Source organism: Streptosporangium sp. NPDC050148, from assembly GCF_055586505.1.
On sequence record NZ_JBVJIA010000020.1, the window covers coordinates 58,810 to 78,883 of the forward strand.

General features: G+C 73.0%; 20 protein-coding genes. 11 read left to right on the plus strand and 9 right to left on the minus strand.

The window, feature by feature from the left end:
* Positions 1 to 7: 7 nt before the first annotated feature.
* From ACZ6RT_RS22770 to ACZ6RT_RS22780, 3 genes are read left to right on the plus strand one after another with little or no spacing between them, the layout of a single operon-like run.
* Positions 8 to 952: an ATP-binding cassette domain-containing protein gene (locus ACZ6RT_RS22770; RefSeq protein WP_470155899.1), complete on the plus strand. Its 945-nt coding sequence runs from the start codon at positions 8 to 10 to the stop codon at positions 950 to 952.
* Entirely contained in the window at positions 949 to 1,767 is an 819-nt protein-coding gene (locus ACZ6RT_RS22775) for an ABC transporter permease (protein WP_470155901.1), read from the plus strand. Before ACZ6RT_RS22770 ends, ACZ6RT_RS22775 begins: the two co-directional genes overlap by 4 nt.
* 7 nt (positions 1,768 to 1,774) lie before the next feature.
* The gene (locus ACZ6RT_RS22780; RefSeq protein ID WP_470155903.1) at positions 1,775 to 2,320 is read left to right on the plus strand and encodes a DUF1707 SHOCT-like domain-containing protein; all 546 of its coding nucleotides are present in this window, start codon (positions 1,775 to 1,777) and stop codon (positions 2,318 to 2,320) included.
* A 34-nt stretch (positions 2,321 to 2,354) separates the two neighbouring features.
* Here ACZ6RT_RS22780 and ACZ6RT_RS22785 read toward each other — a convergent pair whose 3' ends face one another.
* From ACZ6RT_RS22785 to ACZ6RT_RS22800, 4 genes are all read right to left on the minus strand, one after another.
* On the minus strand, positions 2,355 to 4,811 hold the full coding sequence (locus ACZ6RT_RS22785; RefSeq protein WP_470155905.1) for an excinuclease ABC subunit UvrA: 2,457 nt from the start codon (positions 4,809 to 4,811) through the stop codon (positions 2,355 to 2,357).
* Entirely contained in the window at positions 4,808 to 5,359 is a 552-nt protein-coding gene (locus ACZ6RT_RS22790) for a PadR family transcriptional regulator (protein WP_399191790.1), read from the minus strand. The genes ACZ6RT_RS22785 and ACZ6RT_RS22790 overlap by 4 nt, the downstream gene beginning before the upstream one ends.
* A 71-nt stretch (positions 5,360 to 5,430) precedes the next feature.
* The gene (locus ACZ6RT_RS22795) at positions 5,431 to 6,069 is read right to left on the minus strand and encodes a response regulator (RefSeq protein ID WP_470155908.1); all 639 of its coding nucleotides are present in this window, start codon (positions 6,067 to 6,069) and stop codon (positions 5,431 to 5,433) included.
* Complete coding sequence (locus ACZ6RT_RS22800) at positions 6,066 to 7,184, minus strand: sensor histidine kinase (protein WP_399191786.1); 1,119 nt, start codon at positions 7,182 to 7,184, stop codon at positions 6,066 to 6,068. Before ACZ6RT_RS22800 ends, ACZ6RT_RS22795 begins: the two co-directional genes overlap by 4 nt.
* 167 nt (positions 7,185 to 7,351) lie before the next feature.
* Here ACZ6RT_RS22800 and ACZ6RT_RS22805 point away from each other — a divergent pair, with 167 nt between their 5' ends.
* From ACZ6RT_RS22805 to ACZ6RT_RS22825, 5 genes are all read left to right on the plus strand, one after another.
* The gene (locus tag ACZ6RT_RS22805; protein ID WP_470155910.1) at positions 7,352 to 8,818 is read left to right on the plus strand and encodes an alpha/beta fold hydrolase; all 1,467 of its coding nucleotides are present in this window, start codon (positions 7,352 to 7,354) and stop codon (positions 8,816 to 8,818) included.
* On the plus strand, positions 8,815 to 9,732 hold the full coding sequence (locus tag ACZ6RT_RS22810) for an ABC transporter ATP-binding protein (RefSeq protein ID WP_470155912.1): 918 nt from the start codon (positions 8,815 to 8,817) through the stop codon (positions 9,730 to 9,732). The genes ACZ6RT_RS22805 and ACZ6RT_RS22810 overlap by 4 nt, the downstream gene beginning before the upstream one ends.
* A complete protein-coding gene (locus ACZ6RT_RS22815; RefSeq protein WP_470155914.1) occupies positions 9,729 to 10,481 on the plus strand; it encodes a hypothetical protein in 753 nt (250 codons plus the stop codon). Before ACZ6RT_RS22810 ends, ACZ6RT_RS22815 begins: the two co-directional genes overlap by 4 nt.
* 342 nt (positions 10,482 to 10,823) lie before the next feature.
* Positions 10,824 to 11,564, plus strand: coding sequence for an NPP1 family protein (locus tag ACZ6RT_RS22820; RefSeq protein WP_399191778.1), 741 nt, complete (start codon positions 10,824 to 10,826; stop codon positions 11,562 to 11,564).
* A gap of 135 nt (positions 11,565 to 11,699) precedes the next feature.
* Positions 11,700 to 11,867: a hypothetical protein gene (locus ACZ6RT_RS22825; protein WP_470155916.1), complete on the plus strand. Its 168-nt coding sequence runs from the start codon at positions 11,700 to 11,702 to the stop codon at positions 11,865 to 11,867.
* Positions 11,868 to 11,988: 121 nt separating this feature from the next.
* On the opposite strand, the gene ACZ6RT_RS22830 is transcribed toward ACZ6RT_RS22825, so the two are convergent.
* Positions 11,989 to 12,711, minus strand: a complete 723-nt coding sequence (locus ACZ6RT_RS22830; RefSeq protein ID WP_470155918.1) for a VOC family protein — start codon at positions 12,709 to 12,711, stop codon at positions 11,989 to 11,991.
* Positions 12,712 to 13,226: 515 nt separating this feature from the next.
* On the opposite strand from ACZ6RT_RS22830, the gene rox reads away from it, so the two are divergent.
* Entirely contained in the window at positions 13,227 to 14,711 is a 1,485-nt protein-coding gene (gene rox / locus ACZ6RT_RS22835; RefSeq protein WP_470155919.1) for a rifampin monooxygenase, read from the plus strand.
* Positions 14,712 to 14,737: 26 nt separating this feature from the next.
* Here the strand turns inward: rox and ACZ6RT_RS22840 are convergent, their stop codons facing one another.
* The 3 genes from ACZ6RT_RS22840 to ACZ6RT_RS22850 form a co-directional block, all read right to left on the minus strand.
* On the minus strand, positions 14,738 to 15,262 hold the full coding sequence (locus ACZ6RT_RS22840; RefSeq protein WP_470155921.1) for a DUF4396 domain-containing protein: 525 nt from the start codon (positions 15,260 to 15,262) through the stop codon (positions 14,738 to 14,740).
* Between the two features lie 236 nt (positions 15,263 to 15,498).
* Positions 15,499 to 16,005, minus strand: coding sequence for a GNAT family N-acetyltransferase (locus ACZ6RT_RS22845; RefSeq protein ID WP_399191768.1), 507 nt, complete (start codon positions 16,003 to 16,005; stop codon positions 15,499 to 15,501).
* A 111-nt stretch (positions 16,006 to 16,116) separates the two neighbouring features.
* On the minus strand, positions 16,117 to 17,064 hold the full coding sequence (locus tag ACZ6RT_RS22850) for a helix-turn-helix transcriptional regulator (protein WP_399191766.1): 948 nt from the start codon (positions 17,062 to 17,064) through the stop codon (positions 16,117 to 16,119).
* 188 nt (positions 17,065 to 17,252) lie between these two features.
* Here ACZ6RT_RS22850 and ACZ6RT_RS22855 point away from each other — a divergent pair, with 188 nt between their 5' ends.
* Positions 17,253 to 18,197, plus strand: coding sequence for an alpha/beta fold hydrolase (locus tag ACZ6RT_RS22855; RefSeq protein WP_399191764.1), 945 nt, complete (start codon positions 17,253 to 17,255; stop codon positions 18,195 to 18,197).
* Between the two features lie 195 nt (positions 18,198 to 18,392).
* Here the strand turns inward: ACZ6RT_RS22855 and ACZ6RT_RS22860 are convergent, their stop codons facing one another.
* Complete coding sequence (locus ACZ6RT_RS22860; RefSeq protein ID WP_470155924.1) at positions 18,393 to 19,238, minus strand: arylamine N-acetyltransferase family protein; 846 nt, start codon at positions 19,236 to 19,238, stop codon at positions 18,393 to 18,395.
* Positions 19,239 to 19,313: 75 nt separating this feature from the next.
* Between ACZ6RT_RS22860 and ACZ6RT_RS22865 the strand changes: the two genes are divergently transcribed.
* Positions 19,314 to 19,976, plus strand: a complete 663-nt coding sequence (locus ACZ6RT_RS22865) for a TetR/AcrR family transcriptional regulator (protein ID WP_470155926.1) — start codon at positions 19,314 to 19,316, stop codon at positions 19,974 to 19,976.
* Positions 19,977 to 20,074 lie beyond the last annotated feature (98 nt).

The window sequence follows — 20,074 nt, forward strand, 5'->3', positions numbered from 1 at the left end:
AGGGTTCATGACGGATCCGATCGTGCTCGCCGAGGGGCTGCACAAGTCCTTCGGCGAGACCCGCGCGTTACGGGGCCTGGATCTCAGCGTCCCGGCGGGAACGATCTGCGGCGTGCTCGGGCCGAACGGCGCGGGCAAGACGACCGCGGTGCGCATCCTGGCGACCCTGTCCGACCCCGATGCCGGGCACGCCCGCATCGCCGGATACGACGTCGTCCGCGACGCCGGCGAGGTGCGGGCCAGGATCGGGCTCGCGGGCCAGTACGCCGCCGTGGACGAGAAGCTCACCGGCCGCGGCAACCTGCGCATGTTCGGGCGCCTGTGCCACCTGTCCCGGCGCGAGGCGCACGCGCGGGCCGACGAGCTGCTCGAACGCTTCGGCCTGGCGGACGCCGCCGATCGGCAGGTCGCCGGCTACTCCGGCGGCATGCGGCGCCGCCTCGACCTGATCACCTGCCTCATCCAGCGCCCCCGGGTGCTCTTCCTGGACGAGCCGACCACCGGCCTGGACCCGCGCAGCCGCGGCGAGATCTGGGACAGCGTCCGCGCGCTGGTGGCGGACGGCACCACGGTGCTGCTCACCACGCAGTACCTGGACGAGGCCGACCGGCTGGCCGACGACATCGCCGTCGTCGACCAGGGGCGGGTGATCGCCACGGGCACCCCCGACGAGCTGAAGGCCACGATCGGGGACCGCCTCGACGTGGTGGTCGAGGACCCCGCCGCGCTGTCCTCGGCGGCGGCCGTGCTGAACTCCCTGGCCGGCACCGACCCCGCGGTGACGGGCACCGACCGGCTCAGCGTCGCCCTGCCCGGCGGCGGCCTGCGGCTCGCCGGCGTCGTGCGCGAGCTCGACCGCGCCGGGGTCGCCGCGGCCGACGTGAGCCTGCGCCGTCCCACCCTCGACGAGGTGTTCCTGCGCCTCACCGACCCCACGGAGACCGTCCGATGACGACCCTCGCCCCCGTGTCCCGCCGCCTGCGCTGGGCGGTCACCGACGGGCTGACCCTGGTCGGCCGCGAGCTGGGACGGCTGCGGCAGGACCCCGGGGAGCTCGTCGCCGCGCTGGTCTTCCCGGCCATCATGGTGGTGCTGTTCGGCTACGTCTTCGGCAGCGCGATCCAGGTGCCGGGCGGCGGCGACTACCGCGAGTACCTCATGCCCGGGTTGTTCTCGATGGTGACCTTCTCGGCGCTGATGGGGGTCATGACGCGGGTGGCCGCCGACGCCTCCCTGGGGGTGATGGACCGGTTCCGCTCCATGCCGATGGCGCGCCTGGCGGTGCCGTTCGGGCAGACCGGCGCCGACTCCCTGGTCGGCCTGCCGCTGATGGCCGTCATGGTGGGGGCGGGCCTGCTGGTGGGCTGGCGGCCGCACCTCGGCCTCGTCCCCACGCTCCAGGCGTTCCTGCTGATGATGGTGCTGCGGTACGCGCTGAGCTGGGTGGGCGTCTACGTGGGCCTGGCGGTGCGGAACGAGCAGGTCGTCGCCCAGCTGGTGCCGCTGTTCCTGCCGTTCACGATGGTGTCCAACTCGTTCGTCCCGACCGACGGCATGCCGGGGTGGCTGCGGTTCCTGGCCGACTGGAACCCGGTGAGCGCGCTCACCGCCGCCTCCCGGGAGCTGTTCGGCAACCCCGGGGCGCCGTCCGGGGACCCGGTCTGGCCGCTCGCCCATCCGGTGGCCACCGTCCTGCTCTGGTCGGCCGCGCTGCTGGTGGTGTTCGTCCCGCTGTCGCTCCGCGCCTACGGCCGCAGGGGACGGTGAAGGCCCGGTGAGCGCCCGGCCCGGCGGGCCGGACCACCGGCGGGCCGGCGACGACGACCGCGAGGCGGCCGTGCGGCGCGTGCGGGAGGCGTACGCCGAGGGGCACATCCCGTACGAGGAGCTGGACGGACGCCTCCACCGGGTGCTCACCGCCACGACGCGCGGCGAGCTCGCGTCGGCCCTGGACCCGCTCCCGGGACAGGACGCGGGCACCACGTCCACGATCACCGCGGCCGGCGGGCGGATCCGGCGGCGCGGCGCGTGGCGGGTCCCCCGGACCCTCAGGATCGAGTCCCCGCTCGCGCGGGTGCACCTGGACCTGTCCCGGGCGGTCATCGAGCATCCGGTGGTCGACATCGAGGTGCACCTCGGCACGGGCGGGGCCACGATCACGGTGCCCCGCGACGCGGTCGTCGACCTGGAGGACCTGCGCGCCGGGTGGAGGCAGCCGCTTCACCGGGCCCGGCGGCGCCCCCGCCCAGGCGGGCCGAGGATCCGCGTCTCCGGGACCATGGGACTGGGACGGCTGACGGTCCGCCACGCGTGGTGGTGAGGCCCTGCCCGGACGGGTGGGGTTCCGGGGCGGGTCAGGTGAGGAGCCGCCGCAGGAACGGCGCGGTGGGCCCGTCCCCGGACGCGACGTGCGCGGGGGTGCCCGCGTCGACGATCCGGCCACCGGCCTTCCCGGCTCCCGGGCCCATGTCGATGATCCAGTCCGCGCCGGCCGCCGCGTGGACGTCGTGCTCGGCGATCACGACGGTGTGACCGCGTTCCAGGAGCAGGTCCAGGCCCCGCACCAGCCGTTGCGCGTCGTCGGGGTGCAGGCCGGTGACGGGCTCGTCGAGGACGACGAGACCCGGCTCGCCGCCCCGGCGGCCGCGCAGGGTGGCCTTGGCGAGCTTGATCCGCTGGGCCTCGCCGCCGGACAGGGCGGTGCCGCTCTCGCCCAGGGCGAGGTAGCCCAGCCCGATCCCGGCCATCGCCTCCAGCAGCGCCGTCAGCGTCTGCGGCCCGTCGAACACCCGGGCGGCCTCGGCCACCGTGAGGCCCAGCACCTCGTCGATCGCGAGGCCGTGACAGGTCACCGCCAGGACCTCCGGGGTGTAGCGGCGCCCGTCGCAGGCTTGGCAGGTGAGGTAGGTGTCGCCGAGGAAGTGCATGTCGAGCCTGATCCGGCCGAGGCCCTGGCAGGGCTCGCACCGGCCGCCGGGGGAGTTGAAGGAGAAGACCGACGGGTCGCCGAGCCCGCGGCTCGCGGCGGCGTCCGTGTCCGCGAAGAGCCTGCGGATCAGGTCGAACGCCTTGGTGTACGTCGCCGGGTTCGACCGGGGGGTCCGGCCGATCGGGGTCTGGTCCACGACGGTGACCCAGCGCAGTGCGGCCAGTCCCGACACCCTCCCCACCGTGGTGAACGGCCTGCCGGCCAGCCCGGCCGCCACGGAGTCGGCCAGGATCCGGTTCAGCAGGCTGCTCTTGCCGCTGCCGCTGATGCCGGTCAGGCAGGTGAGCCGGTTCAGCGGGACGCGGATCTCGGCGGCCGTGACGTTGTGGGCGGACGCGTCGTGCAACGTCAGCCAGCCGGTGTCGCCGTCCGGTGCCCGCCCGGCGCGTTCCAGCAGGTAGCGGGGCTCTCGCAGGTAGCGGCCGGTCACCGAGCGCGGGTGCGCGGCGATCGCGGCGGGCGTCCCGGCGGCGACCAGCCGCCCGCCGTCGCGCCCGCCGCCGGGACCCAGGTCGACGACCCAGTCGGCGCGGGCGACCAGGTCGGGGTCGTGCTCCACGAGCAGGACGGTGTTCCCGGCGTCGCGCAGCCCCCGCAGGATCTCGAACAGGTGGTTCTTGTCGGCAGGGTGCAGCCCGGTGCCGGGCTCGTCGAAGACGTAGGTGAGGCCGGTCAGCGCCGTGCTGATCTGGGCCGACAGCCGGGCCCGCTGCAGTTCTCCCCCCGACAGGGTCGGCGCGCCCCGCCACAGTTCCACGTGCCCGAGGCCGAGGCGGATCAGCAGGTCGAGCCGGTCGCGCAGCTCGGGGATGAGGACCGCGCCGACCTCCCGCTGGGCCTCGTTGAGGCCGGTCTCGACCGCGTCGATCCACGCGCGGACCTGCCGCACCTGGCTGTGGACCACGTCGCGGAAGGTCTCCTGCCGCAGCCTCACGGTGCGCGCGATCGTGCCGAGCCCGGTGCCCTCGCAGGCCGGGCACGGGCGCCTGTCCACGAAGGGGTGGTAGAGCCGCTTGGCCTCGTCGGTGGCGGCCGCCGCGTAGGCCTTCTCGATCTCGGCGATCGCCCCGTCCAGTGCCCGCCTGGCCCGGTAGGAGAACTCGCTGCCCTTCTTCGCGTTCGTGCCGGTGACGGTCACGTCGACGGTCGCGCCCGCCGTGCCGTACAGGACGGCCCGCCGGAACTCCTCGGGCTGCTCGTTCCACGGCAGGGCCGGGTCGGTGCCGTGGTGCGCGGCCAGCGAGGGGAGGAACGCGGCCTCACCGGACAGGTTCCCGCCGAACCAGGGGGAGGCGCCCTCCGTCAGCGGCAGCCCCGGCTCCGGTACGACGAGCTCCGGCCGGGCCGTGACGACCTCGCGTGCCCCGACGCACGCCGGGCAGATGCCGTCGCGGGTCCAGGGGTCGAACTGGGCGGGGTGCAGCGGACCCGTCCAGGTGCTCCCGGTCGCCAGTGGCGCCAGCCTGGCGAAGACCAGGCCGAGGTAGGACTCCACGCCGGTCAGCGTGCCGAGCGTGGAGTTCGGGTTGCGGTTGCCGTTGCGCTGGTCGACGGCCAGGGTCGCGGTCAGACCGCGGACCCGGTCGATGCGGGGCCGGTCGCGCGGCGTGAGGAACTTGCGGACGTAGGGGTCGAAGCCCTCCACGTACCGCAGCTGCGCCTCGGCGTGCAGGGTGTCGATGACCAGCGAGCTCTTGCCGCTCCCGCTGACGCCGGTGAACGCGGTGATGGCGTTGTGGGGGACCCTGACGTCCACGCCGCGCAGGTTGTGCGTGCGCACGCCGGTCAGCTCGATCCAGCCCGTGGCCCCGACGGCGCTCACCGCTCCTCCCCGCCGGTGGTGATGGCGGGGGCGTGCTCGTCCAGCCAGCGGATCTCCGCCTGGAGCAGTGTCTCCTGGCGCCGGAACAGTGCCGCGTCCAGCGTGCCGATCCGGCCCTCCCGGACAAGCTGGGCGCGTTCGGCCTCGAGGTCGGAGATCGTGGAGGCCAGCTGCTCGCGGCGCCTGGCCAGCAGCCCGGCCAGCTCGGCCGGGTCCTGCGCCCGGCCGAACAGCAGGGCCACCGCCAGCGCGTCGGGGCCGAAGCGCAGCTCGCAGATCGCCGCCTCGCGCAACGCCGCCAGCTCCCGGCGGCCGGTGCCGGTGATCTCGTACACGGTGCGCACCGGCCTGCGTCCGACCTGCTCCACCGCGACCTGGCGGATCAGCCCGGCCTCGTCGGCCTGCCGCAGCTCGCGGTTGATGGCGCCGACGCCGACCCCGCCCCACTCCGACACGTCGGTGTACGCGGCGATCCGCTTGATCTCGTGACCGTGCAGCGGGCCCTGGGCCGCCATCAGGCCGAGGATCATCAACCGAGTTAGATTCATGAATCTAGTATCATGAATCCAATCGTGTGGATCAAGTGGAAGGCGGCCGTCGCGCCGTCCGGTGAGGGGACCTATCCCGGCGTGACCAGGCCCGCCTCGTAGGCGGCGATGACCAGCTGGGCGCGGTCGCGGGCCCCCAGCTTGGACAGCAGGCGGCCGATGTGCGTCTTCACCGTCCCCGGGCTCAACCGCAGGTGATCGCCGAGCTCGGCGTTGGACAATCCCTGCGCGACGAGCGTGAGCACCTCGCGCTCCCGGTCCGTCAGCGTGCCGAGCCCGTGGAAGACCTGCCGGGCCGGACGCCGGACGAACTCCGCGATCAGCCGGGTGGTGACGCTCGGCGCGAGCAGCGTCTCGCCCGACGCGACCACCCGGATCGCCCGCAGCAGGTCGTCCGGCGGCGCGTCCTTGAGCAGGAACCCGCTGGCGCCCGCCCGCAGCGCCGCGTAGACGTACTCGTCGAGGTCGAACGTGGTCAGGATGAGCACCCGGGTGTCCCCGGCGATCTGCCCGGTCGCGGTGATGCCGTCCATCTCCGGCATCCTGACGTCCATGAGCACCACGTCGGGTGCCCGCGTCCGCGCGAGCGACACCGCCTGCCGCCCGTCGGCCGCCTCCCCGACCACGACGAGGTCGTCCTCCGAGTCGATCAGCAGGCGGAAGCTGCCGCGCAGCAGCGCCTGGTCGTCGGCGACGAGCACCCGGATCACGAGACCTCCCACGAGGCGTGCACGCCGAACCCGCCCTCCGGCAGGGGCCCGGCCTCGAAGGAGCCGCCGTACATCATGACCCGTTCGCGCATCCCCACCAGGCCGTGCCCGCCCGTCCCGCCCGGTGGCACCCGCCGGCCGGGCCCGTCGTCGACCACGGAGATCCGCACCCTCCCGCCGGTGACCGACACGGTGGCCCGGCACCGGGCCGGAGCGGCGTGCCTGACGACGTTGGTGATCGCCTCCTGGACGATGCGGTAGACGGACGGCTCCATGCCGCCGGGCACGGCCCCGCTCACCGAGAGGTCGACCCGCACACCGGCCTCGGCCGCCCGCCGCGCCAGGGACGGCAGGTCGGCGAGGCCGGGCGACGGGGCGCTCTCGGCCGTGCCGCCGGGTGAGCGCAGCACGCCCAGGAAGCGGCGCATCTCCACCAGCGAGCCGCGCCCGATCTCCTCGATGGCCCGCAACGCCTCACGTCCCTCCTCCGGGTGCCTGTCCAGCACCTTGGCCGCGACCCCCGCCCTGACCGTGATCACGCTCAGCGAATGGGCCACGACATCGTGCAGCTCGCGCACGATGCGCAGCCGCTCGTCGGCCGCGGCCTGCTCGGCCCGCCTGCCGGCCTCGCGCGCGGCGGCCTCGCGGCGGGTACGCGCCGCCGACCCGAGACTCCAGCCCGCCCCCACGACGAGCCAGGCCGTCCCGACGATGAGGACGGGGTCGGGCCAGCCGTCCACCCGCGGCGGCGCGCTCGCCACCGAGACCAGCAGGACACCACCGGTGACGAGCAGTCCCGCCACCAGGGCGATCGCCGACCGCCGCACCGGCAGGGCTACCGACACCGGGTAGAGGGCCAGCGCCACCACCGCGATCACCGCCATCCGGTTCACCGGCGACGCGAGCATCACGGGACCGGCCAGCAGCGCGCCGCAGTACGCGGGCACCGGCCACACCCGCCGCACCGCCACCGGCAGCAGGCACACCAGCGCCGAGGCGGTGCTCACGTTCAGGCCCGGCCGGTCCGTCGCGGACGCCAGCGCGAGCGGCACCGCGACGACGGCGTCGGCCAGGACGAGCGACCACCGCGGGGGCCGCCGGGCGAGCAGGTTCACGTCCCGACGGTATCGGGCCGCGACCGCGGGCGGATCGGAGCACGAGCCGTCGGAGCACGGTCCCACCCTCCCGCCGCGCGGCCCGTACCGTACGACCCCGCTCCGACCGGCAGGACCGGATCCGGCTCCGATGCGCGGGCCCGTCGCCGGGCGGGATCGTTGCCGGCATGAACCGACGCACACTCATCGCCCTGTGCCTGGCCGTCTGCCTGGTCGCGTCGCTCGGCGGTCTCGCGGTGGCCTCGGCGCGGGCGTACCACCTCCTGTGGAGGGACTGCGGGGACGGCCTGCGATGCGCGGAGCTGGTGGTCCCCGTGAACTGGGCCGACCCGGCGGGGCCGAGGACCTCGGTGCACGTGGCCAAGCTGCCCGCGACGGGCGACAGCATCGGCCCGCTGATCGTCAACTTCGGCGGCCCCGGCACCAGCACGTCGATGCTCAGGCCGTCCGGCGACCCGGACCTCCCGGCCGAGCTGCCGATCCTGCTCAGGGAGCTGCGCACCCGCTTCGACGTCATCGCCGTCGATCCGCGCGGCATGTCCGAGCCCGCGAGCGGCAGGGCGGTGAGCTGCGCCGAGCCCGAGGCCTCCCACTTCGGGCTGATCATGGCGCGGACGAGGCGGGACTGGGACGCCCACGCCGCCCGGAACGCGGCCCATCAGGCGAGCTGCCGCACGGCGGTCAGGTCGGCGTGGTACGGGCTGACGTCGTGGAACGTGGCGCACGACCTCGACGCGCTGCGCGCCGCGCTCGGCCAGGACCGGATCCGCTACGCGGGCAACTCCTACGGGACCGTCTACGCCCAGGCCTACCTGGAGCTGTTCCCGCACCGGGTGGAGCGGATGTACCTCGACGGGACCGCCGACCACACCCAGCCCGGCCTCGAACCCTGGCTGCGCAACTACGCGCTCACCCAGGAGCGGCACCTCACCCTCTTCCGCGACTGGTGCGCCCGACGCCGCGACTGCGCCCTGCACGGCAGGGACGCGGGCAGGGCCTGGGACGAGCTGGCCGCGCGGGCCCGCCGCGCGCCCCTGCCTGCGTCGGCCGGCAGGACGGTGCACAAGGGACAGCTGTACGCGGGCGCGGTCAAGGGCATGAACCCGGCGCTGTGGCCGCTGCTGGCGACCGCCGTCCGCAAGGCCCTCGACGGCGACGCCGCGAACTTCCTGACCGAGCTCGCGCCGGATCCGGGCGGCTCGTCGGTGGGCGGGGACTCCCTGTGCAACGACTTCATGCCCGAGCTCCCGACGTACGAGGAGTTCCAGACCGTCGAGGCCCGGCTCCGCCGGATCGCGCCGAGGTTCGGCTGGATCGAGGGACGCCACGAGCTCGGACGGTGCTGGGGACGCGCCGGGGGCGCGTCCTGGGCGCCGCACCCGCTGCGGGTGGGGCACGTCCCGCCGATCCTGTTCGCGATCGGGGAGCTGGACAACAACACCAACCATCTCGGGCAGCGGCACGTGGCCGGGCAGATCCCCTCCGCGCACGTCCTGTGGCACGGCGACGGCCACGCCTCCTGGGCGGGCAACACCTGCCTGCGCCGGCACGTCCACGCCTACCTCACGACCGGGGCGCTGCCCGCGCCGGGCACGCGCTGCCCGGCCGAACGGATCCACCGGGTGGGAAAATGATCCAGGTCATCGAGCTGACGAAGACCTACGGCGCCACGCGGGCGGTCTCGAACCTGACGTTCGACGTCCTCCCCGGGCAGGTCACGGGCTTCCTCGGGCACAACGGGGCGGGCAAGTCCACCACCATGCGGATGATCCTCGGCCTTCACGCGCCCACCTCGGGCACGGCCCTGATCAACGGCGTCCGCAGGCGCGACCTGGGGGACCCCATGCGCGAGGTCGGCGCCATGCTCGACGCCGCCGAGGTGCAGGGCGGGCGCAGCGCGCTCGCCCACCTCAGGGCGCTGGCGTACGCCGGCGGGATCCCGCGGCGCAGGGTCGTCCAGGTCCTCGAGGAGGTCGGCCTGACCGGGGTGGCGCGCAGGCGGATCGCCGGGTTCTCCCAGGGGATGCGCCAGCGCCTCGGCATCGCGGCGGCACTGCTCGGCGACCCGGGGGTCCTCGTCCTCGACGAGCCCGTCAACGGCCTCGACCCCGACGGCATCCGCTGGCTCAGGACGCTGCTGAGATCCCTGGCGGCCGAGGGACGGACCGTCCTGCTGTCGAGCCATCTGATGACCGAGATGTCCCTCACCGCCGACCGGCTCGTCATCATCGGCCGCGGCCGGCTCATCGAGGACACCACGACCGCGGCGCTGCTGGCCCGCTTCCAGGGCGAGGTACTGGTCCGGTCACCTCACGCCGACCACCTGGCCGCGGCGCTCGAGGCGGCGGGAGCGACCGTGCGCCGCGCGCCGGGAGAGGGCACGCCCGCCGTGTCCGCCCCCGTCCCTGGGGCCGGGGGAGAACTGCTGGTGACCGGCCTGTCCGCGGCCGCCACCGGGGACATCGCCCTGGCGAACGGCTGCGCCGTCCACGAACTCGCGACGCGCAGGCCGTCGCTGGAAGAGGCCTTCATGGAGACGACCCGATGATCGACGCCGTCGCGTCGGAGTGGCTCAAGCTGCGCTCCCTCCGATCCACCTACCACGTCCTGGCCTCCACGCTCTCGGCCCTGGCGCTCACCGGCTTCGCGGCCCTGTCGATCTCGAAGTACTTCGACACCAAGGGGCCCGGTGCCGAGCCCGTCGGCACGGGACTCGCGTTCAGCGCCGACATCCCCCCGGTCCTGTTCGGCATGCTGGGGGTGCTCGCCATCTCCGGCGAGTACGGCACCGGCATGATCCGGCTGACCCTGACCACGGTCCGGCGCCCGTGGATCGTCGTGGCGGCCAAGGCCGTCGTGGTCGCCGCCGTCGCCGCGGTCGCGGGCCAGGTGCTGGCGTTCGCCACCTACCTGACCGCGCAGGCGGTGGTGGGCGGGCGCCCGATCGGCGCCTCGCTCTCCGAACCGGCCGTCCTGACCCAGATACCGGCGGCGGGCGTCTGCTGTGCCGTCGCCGCGGTGACGGGGCTGAGCCTGGCCACGCTCCTGCGTTCGACGCCGGGGGCGCTCGTCGCCCTGGTCGCCCTGCTGCTGGTCCCGGCGGGTGTCGAACGCTTCCTGCCCGCCCCCTGGAACGACCTGGTGGACTCCCTGGCGCTGTCGTCGCTGGCGGAGCAGCTGGCCGGGGTCCCCGGCTCCGGTGCCTTCGGCCCCTTCTCGGCCGTCGCCGTCCTGGCCGGTCAGGCCGCCCTCCTTCTTCTCGCGGCGATGCTGGCGATCACCAGGCGCGACGCCTGACCGCGTCCGTCCGGATGAGCATTGACCCCCGGTTCACCTGTCGACCGTCGCCGATACATGTCCGCGCCATGTGATTCAAGGACCTTGATCAAGCGTCGCTTCCGTGATTCCGTTGTGCCGGAAAAGCGTGAAGCGTCCCCATTTCGACGTGGGGAATGTCGGCGATGTCCCCACCGTGCCGACGCGCCGTCAGGTCATGAGCCATTCCTTCGAAAAGGCGGAAGAGTGCGAAAGCTGTCGTCGTTCACGTCCACCGCGAGAGCATCGAAGTCAGTGACCGTCTCAGGGGGGAGTACGTCCTCCCGCACACCCCTCAGGCACAGGCGTTCCCGGCTCGGGATCGTGCTCGGCGTCGCCGCCCTGGGGGTCGTGATCCCCGCGTCGGCGGCCCATGCCGACCCACCGCGCAACCTGCCCCAGTCGGCCGGGCAGTACGAGACGTCGTTCTCGCCGGCCTACGACTACGACGGCGACGGCTGCTACGCCACCCCGGCCATCGGGCCGGACGGGACCCTCGCCACGGGGCTGAACCCGACCGGCGCGGTCAACGGCAACTGCCGTGACCGGTCGGACCTGGACAACTCGCAGACCTACGCCCGCTCCAAGTGCAACAACGGCTGGTGCGCCATCGTGTACGCCAGCTACTTCGAGAAGGACCAGGCGCTGCCGGGCATCAGCCTCGGCGGCCACCGCCACGACTGGGAGCACGTCATCTCCTGGGTCAGCCAGGCGTCCGGCCAGGTGGAGTACGTCTCGACCACGCAGCACAGCAACGTCGTGACCTACACGCGCTCGCAGGTGCGTTTCGACGGGTCGCACCCCAAGGTCGTCTACCACAAGGACGGGGTGTCCACGCACTTCATCCGGCTCGCCAACGGCAACGACGAGCCGCCGGAGAACCACTACCACAACTGGCGCTACCCCCCGCTGGTGGACTGGAACGGCTGGCCCAGCACCTCGCTGCGCGACCGGCTGATGAGCGCCAACTTCGGCTCCGCGACCATCAAGATCAATGACGGCAGGTTCACGGACCTCCTCTCGCGCGCCAAGCCCGCGGCCATCCCCTTCAACCCCTCGGCCTGACGCGCCCGCCGGGCCGTACGACGGGGTACGGCTCCGGCGGCCGCCGGTTCCCGGATCTCGGCGGCGCGCATGGCGAACCGATCGACCGGCTTCGGCATCTACATCACTGAAACGCCGTCAAGCCGGAGAAAAGCCATGAACAGCCGACGAAAGACCCCGGCACGACCCGCCGTCGCCCGCAGGAGCGTGACCCTCTACGCCCGTCGTCCGGGCGGTGAGGTCCACCCGAAGTGGCGCAGCTCGCAGTACGGCGGGGTCGAGGCCGCGAAGATGGCGCGCAGGCTCGCCGGCGACCCTCTGTGACGAGGGGGTGAAGCACCGCCACCTCCTCCGCAGCCGTGGTGGTGCGGGTGCCGGGCCGGGACGGGACGGACGGACGGACGGCCGGGGGACCCTCCGGTGACCCTGTTCGGGGGCCGGCACCCTATCGGGGGGTCAGCACGCAGAACTCGTTGCCGTCGGGGTCGGCCATCGCGACCTGGCCGGGCTCGTGCCGGTCGATGTCGATCCGGGCCGCTCCGAGGGAGACGAGACGGTCGACCTCGGCCCGCTGGTCACCGTCCGCCGGGGGAGCGAGGTCGAAGTGCAGCCGGTTCCTCCCGGTCTTCGGCGCCACCGGCGGACCGCCCCACGTGACCTTCGGGCCGCCGTGCGGCGAGCGGACGGCGGTCCCCTGGTCCTGGTCCCAGACCAGCGGCCAGCCCAGCGCCTCGCTCCAGAAGTACCCGACCTCCTGCGAACCGTCGCCCGCGAGCGCTCCGATGAACCCGCAGTCGGCGAGGAACGCGTTGCCCGGCTCGATGACGCAGAACTCGTTGCCCTCGGGGTCGGCGAGCACCACATGACCCTCCTGCGGGAGCTGCCCGACGTCGATGTGCCGCGCGCCGAGTCCGAGCGCCCTGCCCACCGTCCGCCGCTGGTCCTCCAGGGACGTGCTCGTCAGGTCGAAGTGCATCCGGTTCGGGCCGGTCTTCTCCTCCCGCGTCGGAAGGCACCGGATCCGGAACCCGGTGTCGTCGTTCGGCAGGAGCGTGACACCGTCGCGCGGGTCGTCGATCATCTCCCAGCCCAGGACCCCGGCCCAGAAACGGGCGAGACGGAGCGGGTCGTTCGCATCGAAGCAGAGGGCGACGAGCCGAGCGGTCATCCCGCGTCTCCCATCCGTCGGCTCACGGGCGCGGACGGGACGCGCCCTTCCGGCCATGACGGGAGCAACGCTAGCCCGCCCGGCGACCGCGACGCCAACGTATTTACGTCCGGGGGCGACGCCCGCTGCGCCCGCGACGCCCGCTGCGCCCGCGACGCACGCTCCGCGAGCTGGACGATGCCGGGCAGGGCGCGGCGAAGCGCGGTGATCGTGCGCGGGCGGCCGGTGCCGGATCCCGGCGGGAACGACCCGGCCGGTGGCGGGGGACGAGGAGGTCGCTCACTCCTCTCCACTCTCAACGTATAGCGCACCGGGGGGCTTGCGGCAAGGCCCGGGGCGTGCTGCAGAATCGTCGGCCGAGGCCGGTACCTGCGCGAACCCGGGGTCCCCGACGTAGGTGATCTCTCGTCGGCCGATCCATGGGCCACCCCCGGCGCGCGGGTGCGGGGTGTGCGCACCGCGGAACCGCGCGGGGCGACCGGCCGGAACGCGACCTTCTCGAACGGGGAACTTTCATGATCGATGTGATCATCGCCGGTGCCGGGCCGACCGGCCTGATGCTGGCCGGCGAGCTGCGGCTGCACGGCGTGCACGTGGTCGTGCTGGAGAAGGAGGCGGAGCCGCCCGGGTACGTCCGCGCGCTCGGCCTGCACGTGCGCAGCATCGAGGTGATGGACCAGCGCGGCCTGCTGGAGCGTTTCCTCGCGCACGGCAGGCGGCACCCGGTCGGCGGTTTCTTCGCGGGCCTGGCCAAGTCCTCGCCCGACCGGCTGGACACCGCGCACGGCTACGTCCTCGGCATCCCGCAGACCGTCACCGATCGGCTGCTGGCCGAGCACGCGGCCGAGGCCGGCGCCGAGATCCGGCGCGGCCGTGAACTGGCCGGGCTGAGCCAGGACGAGGACGGGGTGACCGTCGAGCTGGCCGACGGCACACGGTTGCGCTCGCGCTACCTCGTCGGCTGCGACGGCGGCCGCAGCACGGTGCGCAGGCTGCTCGGCGTCGGCTTCCCCGGCGAGCCCACCCGGGTCGAGACACTGCTGGGCGAGATGGAGATGACCGAGGATCCGGCGACGATCGGCGCGATCGTCGCGGAGGTCCGCAGGACCCAGCTGCGGTTCGGCGCCGGCCCCCTCGGGGAGGGGGTGTACCGCGTCGTCGTGCCCGCCGAGGGGGTGGCCGAGGACCGTACGGTCCCGCCGACCCTGGAGGAGTTCAAACGGCGGCTGCGGGCCTGCGCGAGCACCGACTTCGGCGCGCACTCGCCGCGCTGGCTCTCCCGCTTCGGTGACGCCACCCGGCAGGCCGAGCGCTACCGGAGCGGCCGGGTGCTGCTGGCCGGCGACGCGGCGCACGTCCACCCGCCGGTCGGCGGGCAGGGACTCAACCTCGGCATCCAGGACGCCTTCAACCTGGGCTGGAAGCTGGCCGCAGAGGTCGCCGGCTGGGCACCGGAGGGACTGCTGGACAGCTACCACACCGAACGGCACCCGGTGGCCGCCGACGTGCTGGACAACACCCGCGCGCAGATGACGCTGCTGTCCACCGAGCCGGGACCGCAGGCGGTGCGCCGGCTGCTGTCGGAACTGATGGACTTCGAGAACGTGAACCGCCACCTGATCGAGAAGATCGTCGCGATCGGGGTCCGCTACGACGTCGGCGAGGGGCACGAGCTGCTCGGCCGGCGGATGCGGGACGTGAGGCTGAAGCGGGGGCGCCTGTACGGGCTGATGCACGCCGGCCGCGGGCTGCTGCTCGACCGGACCGGCCGGCTCTCGGTGGAGGGCTGGGCGGATCGGGTCGACCACGTCCTCGACATCGCCGACGTCGCCGACGTCGCCGGGGACGCCGATGTCGCCGGGGACGCCGGGGAGCTGGACGTGCCCGCGGTGCTGCTGCGGCCGGACGGTCATGTGGTGTGGGCCGGTGAGGACCAGCGGGACCTGCTCGAACGCCTGCCGAGGTGGTTCGGCGCCGCCACCGGCCGGGCGCACGGCTGATCCGACGGGCACCCGCCGGGTGCCCGTCAGTGGTGGTAGGCGTGGACGACGGCGTGTCCCCTGCCCCGGCCGATGATCCACTTGTTGACGGGTGTGGTCACCAGGAAGGCGACCAGGAGGGCGAAGGCGAGGGCGCCCCAGAACAGGCCGGAGGTCAGGCCCGCCTCCATGGCACCGGGGACCGCGATCATCACCCCGTTGTCGACGATCTCCATGACGAGGATGGACAGGGTGTCGGCCGCCAGTGCCAGCCGCAGGGCCTTGCGCCAGTCGACGCCCGCCCTGCGCAGCCCGACCAGGGTGAGGGCGTAGCCGAAGAAGAAGGCCAGGACGACGGCCAGGACGATGGTGGGCAGGTTCGCCCACCCCAGGGCCGTGCCGATCACCATGCCGAGCACCTCGCCGATGGCGCACCCGGTCAGGCAGTGCAGGGTCGCCGACGCGGCCACTGCCCAGGTGGCCTTCCGCGCGTGCCCGGCGTGCCCGGCGTGGTCGTGCCCGTGAAGCTCCTGGTGTCCGGTGTGACCACCGGGTCCCTTCGACTCAGCCATCGCGGCCTCCCTGCTCGCGCCTCTTCCCGGCGATTCACCCACAATATACCTAGGGGGGGTATATTGGCAACGCGCCGCGTCCCGATCCGGGCCGCCGTTCCGCCCGGCGGGCGCCTCCGCGGCCTCGCCGGAGAGCCGATCCGGGGCGCGGGGACATGGCGGAACCCGTCAGGGGCCGGTGGCCACCGGCCGGAAGGGGCGGGCGTCCCGAGCTCGCCGTCGCGGCCCGGCCGGTGTCATCCTGCGGGGAGGACCATGACCATGGTGTCGGAGTCCGGCCCCGATCCGACGGTCGTGAACCCTTCGGCGGCGTACAGGCGGCGCGCGCGGTTGGCCCGCTCGACGCTCAGGCAGATGCGGGTGAGACCGCGTTCCGCCGCCCGGCGGGCGACCTCGCCCAGCAGGGCGCGCCCGACTCCCCTGCCCCGCCACGACGGCAGGACGCCCACCGAGAGCTCCGGGACGTCCCCGGACACGAACCCGTAGCCGGGGTCGTCGGGGCCGAACAGCCGCAGCCAGGCCGCGCCGACCGGTCGCCCGCCCTCCTCGACGGCGACCACTCCGAGATCGCCCGGCCGGGGCCAGCCCTCGACGTAGTGAGCGGTCCGGTGGTCCGCGAGGACGCGGTCGCGGCCGACCGCCTCCCGGGAGGGATCCCAGTTCACGGCGGCCACGAGCATGTCGGTGAGAAAGCCCGCGTCACCGGCCGTCGCCGCCCGCAGCGAGTATCCGCCTTCGTCCATACGGCGAATCCTGCCATCCGTCATGCCGGGCCACGCGGTGACCGTTCCCGGACGTCGTCCCGTGCTTCCCGAGCTCGCGGGCGGACCGGCCGACAAGCGCTCGTGCCGGTCTCAGCCGTATCGCTCGACGAGCGCGTCGCCGATCGAGGCCAGGTGGTCCCGCACACCCGGAGGGCCGGTCACCTCGAGCCATTCGACCAGCCCGGCGAGCTCGCCGGCGAGCGTGTACTCGTCGTGGCCGCGGATCACGACCTCGATGCGGCCGTCGGGCGTGGAACCTCCCACCTCGAGCCGCTCGCCGAGCCCCATCCGGAGTATGCCGATCCCGTGGGGAACGCAGACCGCCTGGACCACCAACGGTGTTCGTCTGCGGTCGACCTCGTCGGCGATCTCGCGCCAGCTCCCGGCGAGGTCGAAGTCCTCGGGCCGGTGCACGGGATCGTCGGTCGGGTCGACGGACGACACGCGGTCGATCCGGAAGGTCCGCCGGCCGGCCTCGGTGTCGGAGACGAGGTACCACGACGGACCCTTGGCGACGATGCCCAGCGGGTGGACGGTTCTCTCGGTCTCGGTGCCTCCGCGGTCGACGTAGCCGAGCCGCACCTGGACGCCGCGGATCACCGCGTCCTGGAGTTCGTCGAGGAAGCGAGGTGGCCGGCGCTCGACCCGGCTCGATCCCCATCGTTGCGGGTCCATGACCAACGACGACGCCGCCGCCTCGGCCTGCACCCGGAAGGGCTCCGGCAGGGCATGGACGAGCTTGCGCAGAGCCGCTTTCACGGCCGGCGTCGCAGCCGACGCCTGGCCGGCGACCAGGAACAGGGCGCGGGCCTCACTCGCGGTCAACCCGGACAGGTCGGTGCGGGCGCCGCCCACCAGGCGCCAGCCGCCGCCTCGGCCCTGCACGGAGTACACGGGCACCCCGGCCATGGCCAGGGCGTCGAGGTCGCGGCGGGCGGTGCGCTCGGAGACCTCCAGCTCCCGGGAGATCTCTGCCGCTGTCACCTGCTCGCGTCGTTGCAGCAGGAGGAGGACGGCCACCAGCCGGTCGGTTCGCACGCCGACGACACTTTCACATGAAACCGGTCATGAGGTGACCGGTTTCGGTCGGCAAGATGGCGACACGACCTCACCGGCGAGTCCCGCCACCCACGGCCGTGTCGACCCTCGGTCTCCCCGAGGGCGCCGACGCCGTCCCCGGGCGCCTTCGCCTCCTGACCACCCCGAAAAGATGAAGAGGAAATGCAATGTTCGATCCAGCCGATTTTCCCGAGCCCACCCTTGTCCCGGTCAACGGTGTGGAACTCGAAGTCTTCGAAGCCGGACGGCAGAACGCGGGAAAACCCATCGTGCTCTGTCACGGCTGGCCGGAGCACGCCTTTTCCTGGCGTCATCAGATGCCCGCCCTTGCCGCAGCGGGCTACCACGTCATCGTCCCGAACCAGCGGGGTTACGGAAAATCGTCGCGTCCGACCGAAGTGACGGACTACGACATCGAGCACCTGTCCGGTGATCTCACCGCGCTTCTCGATCACTACGGATACGAAGACGCCACCTTCGTCGGTCATGACTGGGGCGCGGCCGTCGTCTGGGGGCTGACCCTGTTGCATCCGAACCGTGTGAACAAGGTGATCAACCTGAGCCTGCCCTACCTCGAGCGCGGGGAAAAGCCCTGGATCGAATCCATGGAAGATGTGCTCGGCGGCGACTTCTACTTCGTCCACTTCAATCGACGGCCAGGCGTCGCGGACGCCGTGTTCGAAGAGAACACGTTCCGGTTCCTCCGCAACCTGTACCGGAAGAACCAGCCCCCCGCGGAGCCTCGGCCGGGTATGGCGTTGATCGATCTCGCCAGGGCGGAGACACCACTCGGTGAGCCCGTGATGAGCGACGGCGAACTGGCCGTTCTCGTCTCCGCCTTCGAATCGTCGGGGTTCACGGGCAGTGTCAACTGGTACAGGAACCTCGACCGCAACTGGCGCTTGCTGGCGGACGTGAACCCGATCATCCGGCAGCCCACGCTCATGATCTATGGCGACCGGGACACGGTCCAGAAGTCCGAAACGCTGACGGATTTCGTGCCCCACGCGGAAGTGGTCAGCCTGGATTGCGGTCACTGGATCCAGCAGGAAAAGCCGGAAGAAACAAACCAGGCGATCCTGAAGTGGCTGGACCGGCGGGATGCCACCTGACGCGTGCTCCGGGAGTGCCGTGGGCCGGCCGACGGCCGCGACCGGCCGGCCCACAGCAGCATGCGTCGGTCATGGACGGACAGCGAGACGCGGAGGCGGCCGACTCGAACGAAACCGCGGCCTGGCCGTCCGCCACCAGGCCACCTGCGACATCACCGCGATCGGCGAATGACTCCGACCCGCTCATGGAACACGCTAGGGGGCGTCGGCGCGTGCGCGCCACAGGTCGTCCTGGGTGCCCGTCCTGTGCCAGAGCCGGGCGACGCCGTCCGGGCCGAGGTCGTCGAGCGGGACGAGGAAGTCCGTGGAGAGCGTTCTGGCGAAGTCGTCCGCGTCCCCGATCGTCCGGGACGTCCTGTCACCGGCGCCCAGCCGTCGCAGCGTGCGCGACAGCAGGACCAGCGTGTGGCCGCCGACCGGCCGGGCGGCCATGAGCGTGGTGACGTACGCCGACCCGGCGGAGGTGGACAGTTCCCGGCAGCGGTCGGCGAAGTCGGTGGTCTCGCGCGGTGAGAGCCGGAGGTCGTAGGAGGCGATCGTCCCGCCGGGGTGGTGGTGGAAGCGCCAGGTGTCCGGGTCGAGCCGCTCCATCCGGTACGTCAGGTCGCTCTGGGTGTGCGGCCCTTCGCGCAACGGCAGCGGCTCGACGAAGCCGTCCCCGATGCCCGCGTCGGCCAGCCAGCGACGATCACCGAGGTCGACCAGCAGCGCGTTGTGGTTGCCCCACATCGCCTCGCCCCGGGTCGCGCGCAGGACGCCGGCCTCCACCATCGTCACCTGGAAGCCGGCCAGGCGCAGCAGCATGGCCAGGCCGGCGTTCTGCTCGTAGCAGTAGCCGCCGCGTCGCCGCCGCACGAGCTTGTCGAACAGCGCATCCGGTTCGAGACTGATCGGCCTGCCGAGCTGGATGTCGAGGTTCTCGTACGGCACGGCCCGCCGCCAGGAGCGGTGCAGGGCGACCAGCGTCTCCGGGTCGGCGGTCACGGGCCCGCCGTACCCGATCCTGCGGAGTATCGGGTCGATGGTCATCTCTACGCTCATCTCTGCCTCCTAAGTGAAAGAAGATCCACCACTTATTCAGTGTAAGCGGAGAATTTTCATCCGTATACTGCTGGAGTGACGAACGAGGACCCCGGCCGCGCACTCCGGGCCGACGCCAGGCACAACCGCGAGCAGATCATCGAGGCCGCCCGCGTGCTCATCGCCGAGCGCGGCCCCGAGGTGCCGATGGAGGAGGTGGCCCGCCGCGCCGGTGTCGGGACCGCCACCCTCTACCGCCGCTTTCCCGACCGCGAGGCGCTGGTGCGCGGGGTCGCGCTGGACGGCTTCCACCGCGTGGTCGCCATCGCCCGCGACGCCGAGGACGAGGAGCCGGACGCCTGGCGGGCGCTGTCGCGCTTCGTCCGCCGGGCCTCCACCGAACTGCGGCTGGCCACCTGGCTGTCGATCTGGTTCGCCGGCACCTGGGAACGGATCCGCGCCGACCCCGAGGAACAGCGGCTGCGCCGGACCCTGCTGAAGATCCTCGACCGGCTCGTCCGCCGCGCCCAGACCGACGGCGACCTGCGCCACGACGTGGACGCCGGGGACCTGACGCTGATGATGGCCCTGCTGCTGCGGCCGCTCCCCGGCCTGCGTGCCGAGCTCACCCAGCGCAGCGTGGACCGCTACCTGGCGCTCATGCTCGACGGCCTGCGCGCCCGCCCGGACGTCCGGCCGCTGCCCGAGGGCGACATCGGCCTGGCCGACATCGGCGGCGAACGGCCGCCTTCACCGTGACCGGCCCTGACCCGTCCGGGCCGGTGCTCCGCCGGATCCGGCCGGCGTCGGACCGCGGCCGGACGCCGAGCGGCTCCCGTGACCGTGCGTGGCCCTCG

What these genes read in the sequence shown, in the direction of transcription:
- ACZ6RT_RS22770 (WP_470155899.1), top strand. Translation starts at nt 8, where the DNA reads ATGACGGATCCGATCGTGCTCGCCGAGGGGCTGCACAAGTCCTTCGGC.
- ACZ6RT_RS22775 (WP_470155901.1), top strand. Translation starts at nt 949, where the DNA reads ATGACGACCCTCGCCCCCGTGTCCCGCCGCCTGCGCTGGGCGGTCACC.
- ACZ6RT_RS22790 (WP_399191790.1), bottom strand. Translation starts at nt 5,359, where the DNA reads ATGAATCTAACTCGGTTGATGATCCTCGGCCTGATGGCGGCCCAGGGC.
- ACZ6RT_RS22805 (WP_470155910.1), top strand. Translation starts at nt 7,352, where the DNA reads ATGAACCGACGCACACTCATCGCCCTGTGCCTGGCCGTCTGCCTGGTC.
- ACZ6RT_RS22810 (WP_470155912.1), top strand. Translation starts at nt 8,815, where the DNA reads ATGATCCAGGTCATCGAGCTGACGAAGACCTACGGCGCCACGCGGGCG.
- ACZ6RT_RS22815 (WP_470155914.1), top strand. Translation starts at nt 9,729, where the DNA reads ATGATCGACGCCGTCGCGTCGGAGTGGCTCAAGCTGCGCTCCCTCCGA.
- ACZ6RT_RS22825 (WP_470155916.1), top strand. Translation starts at nt 11,700, where the DNA reads ATGAACAGCCGACGAAAGACCCCGGCACGACCCGCCGTCGCCCGCAGG.
- ACZ6RT_RS22830 (WP_470155918.1), bottom strand. Translation starts at nt 12,711, where the DNA reads ATGACCGCTCGGCTCGTCGCCCTCTGCTTCGATGCGAACGACCCGCTC.
- rox (WP_470155919.1), top strand. Translation starts at nt 13,227, where the DNA reads ATGATCGATGTGATCATCGCCGGTGCCGGGCCGACCGGCCTGATGCTG.
- ACZ6RT_RS22840 (WP_470155921.1), bottom strand. Translation starts at nt 15,262, where the DNA reads ATGGCTGAGTCGAAGGGACCCGGTGGTCACACCGGACACCAGGAGCTT.
- ACZ6RT_RS22845 (WP_399191768.1), bottom strand. Translation starts at nt 16,005, where the DNA reads ATGGACGAAGGCGGATACTCGCTGCGGGCGGCGACGGCCGGTGACGCG.
- ACZ6RT_RS22855 (WP_399191764.1), top strand. Translation starts at nt 17,253, where the DNA reads ATGTTCGATCCAGCCGATTTTCCCGAGCCCACCCTTGTCCCGGTCAAC.
- ACZ6RT_RS22860 (WP_470155924.1), bottom strand. Translation starts at nt 19,238, where the DNA reads ATGAGCGTAGAGATGACCATCGACCCGATACTCCGCAGGATCGGGTAC.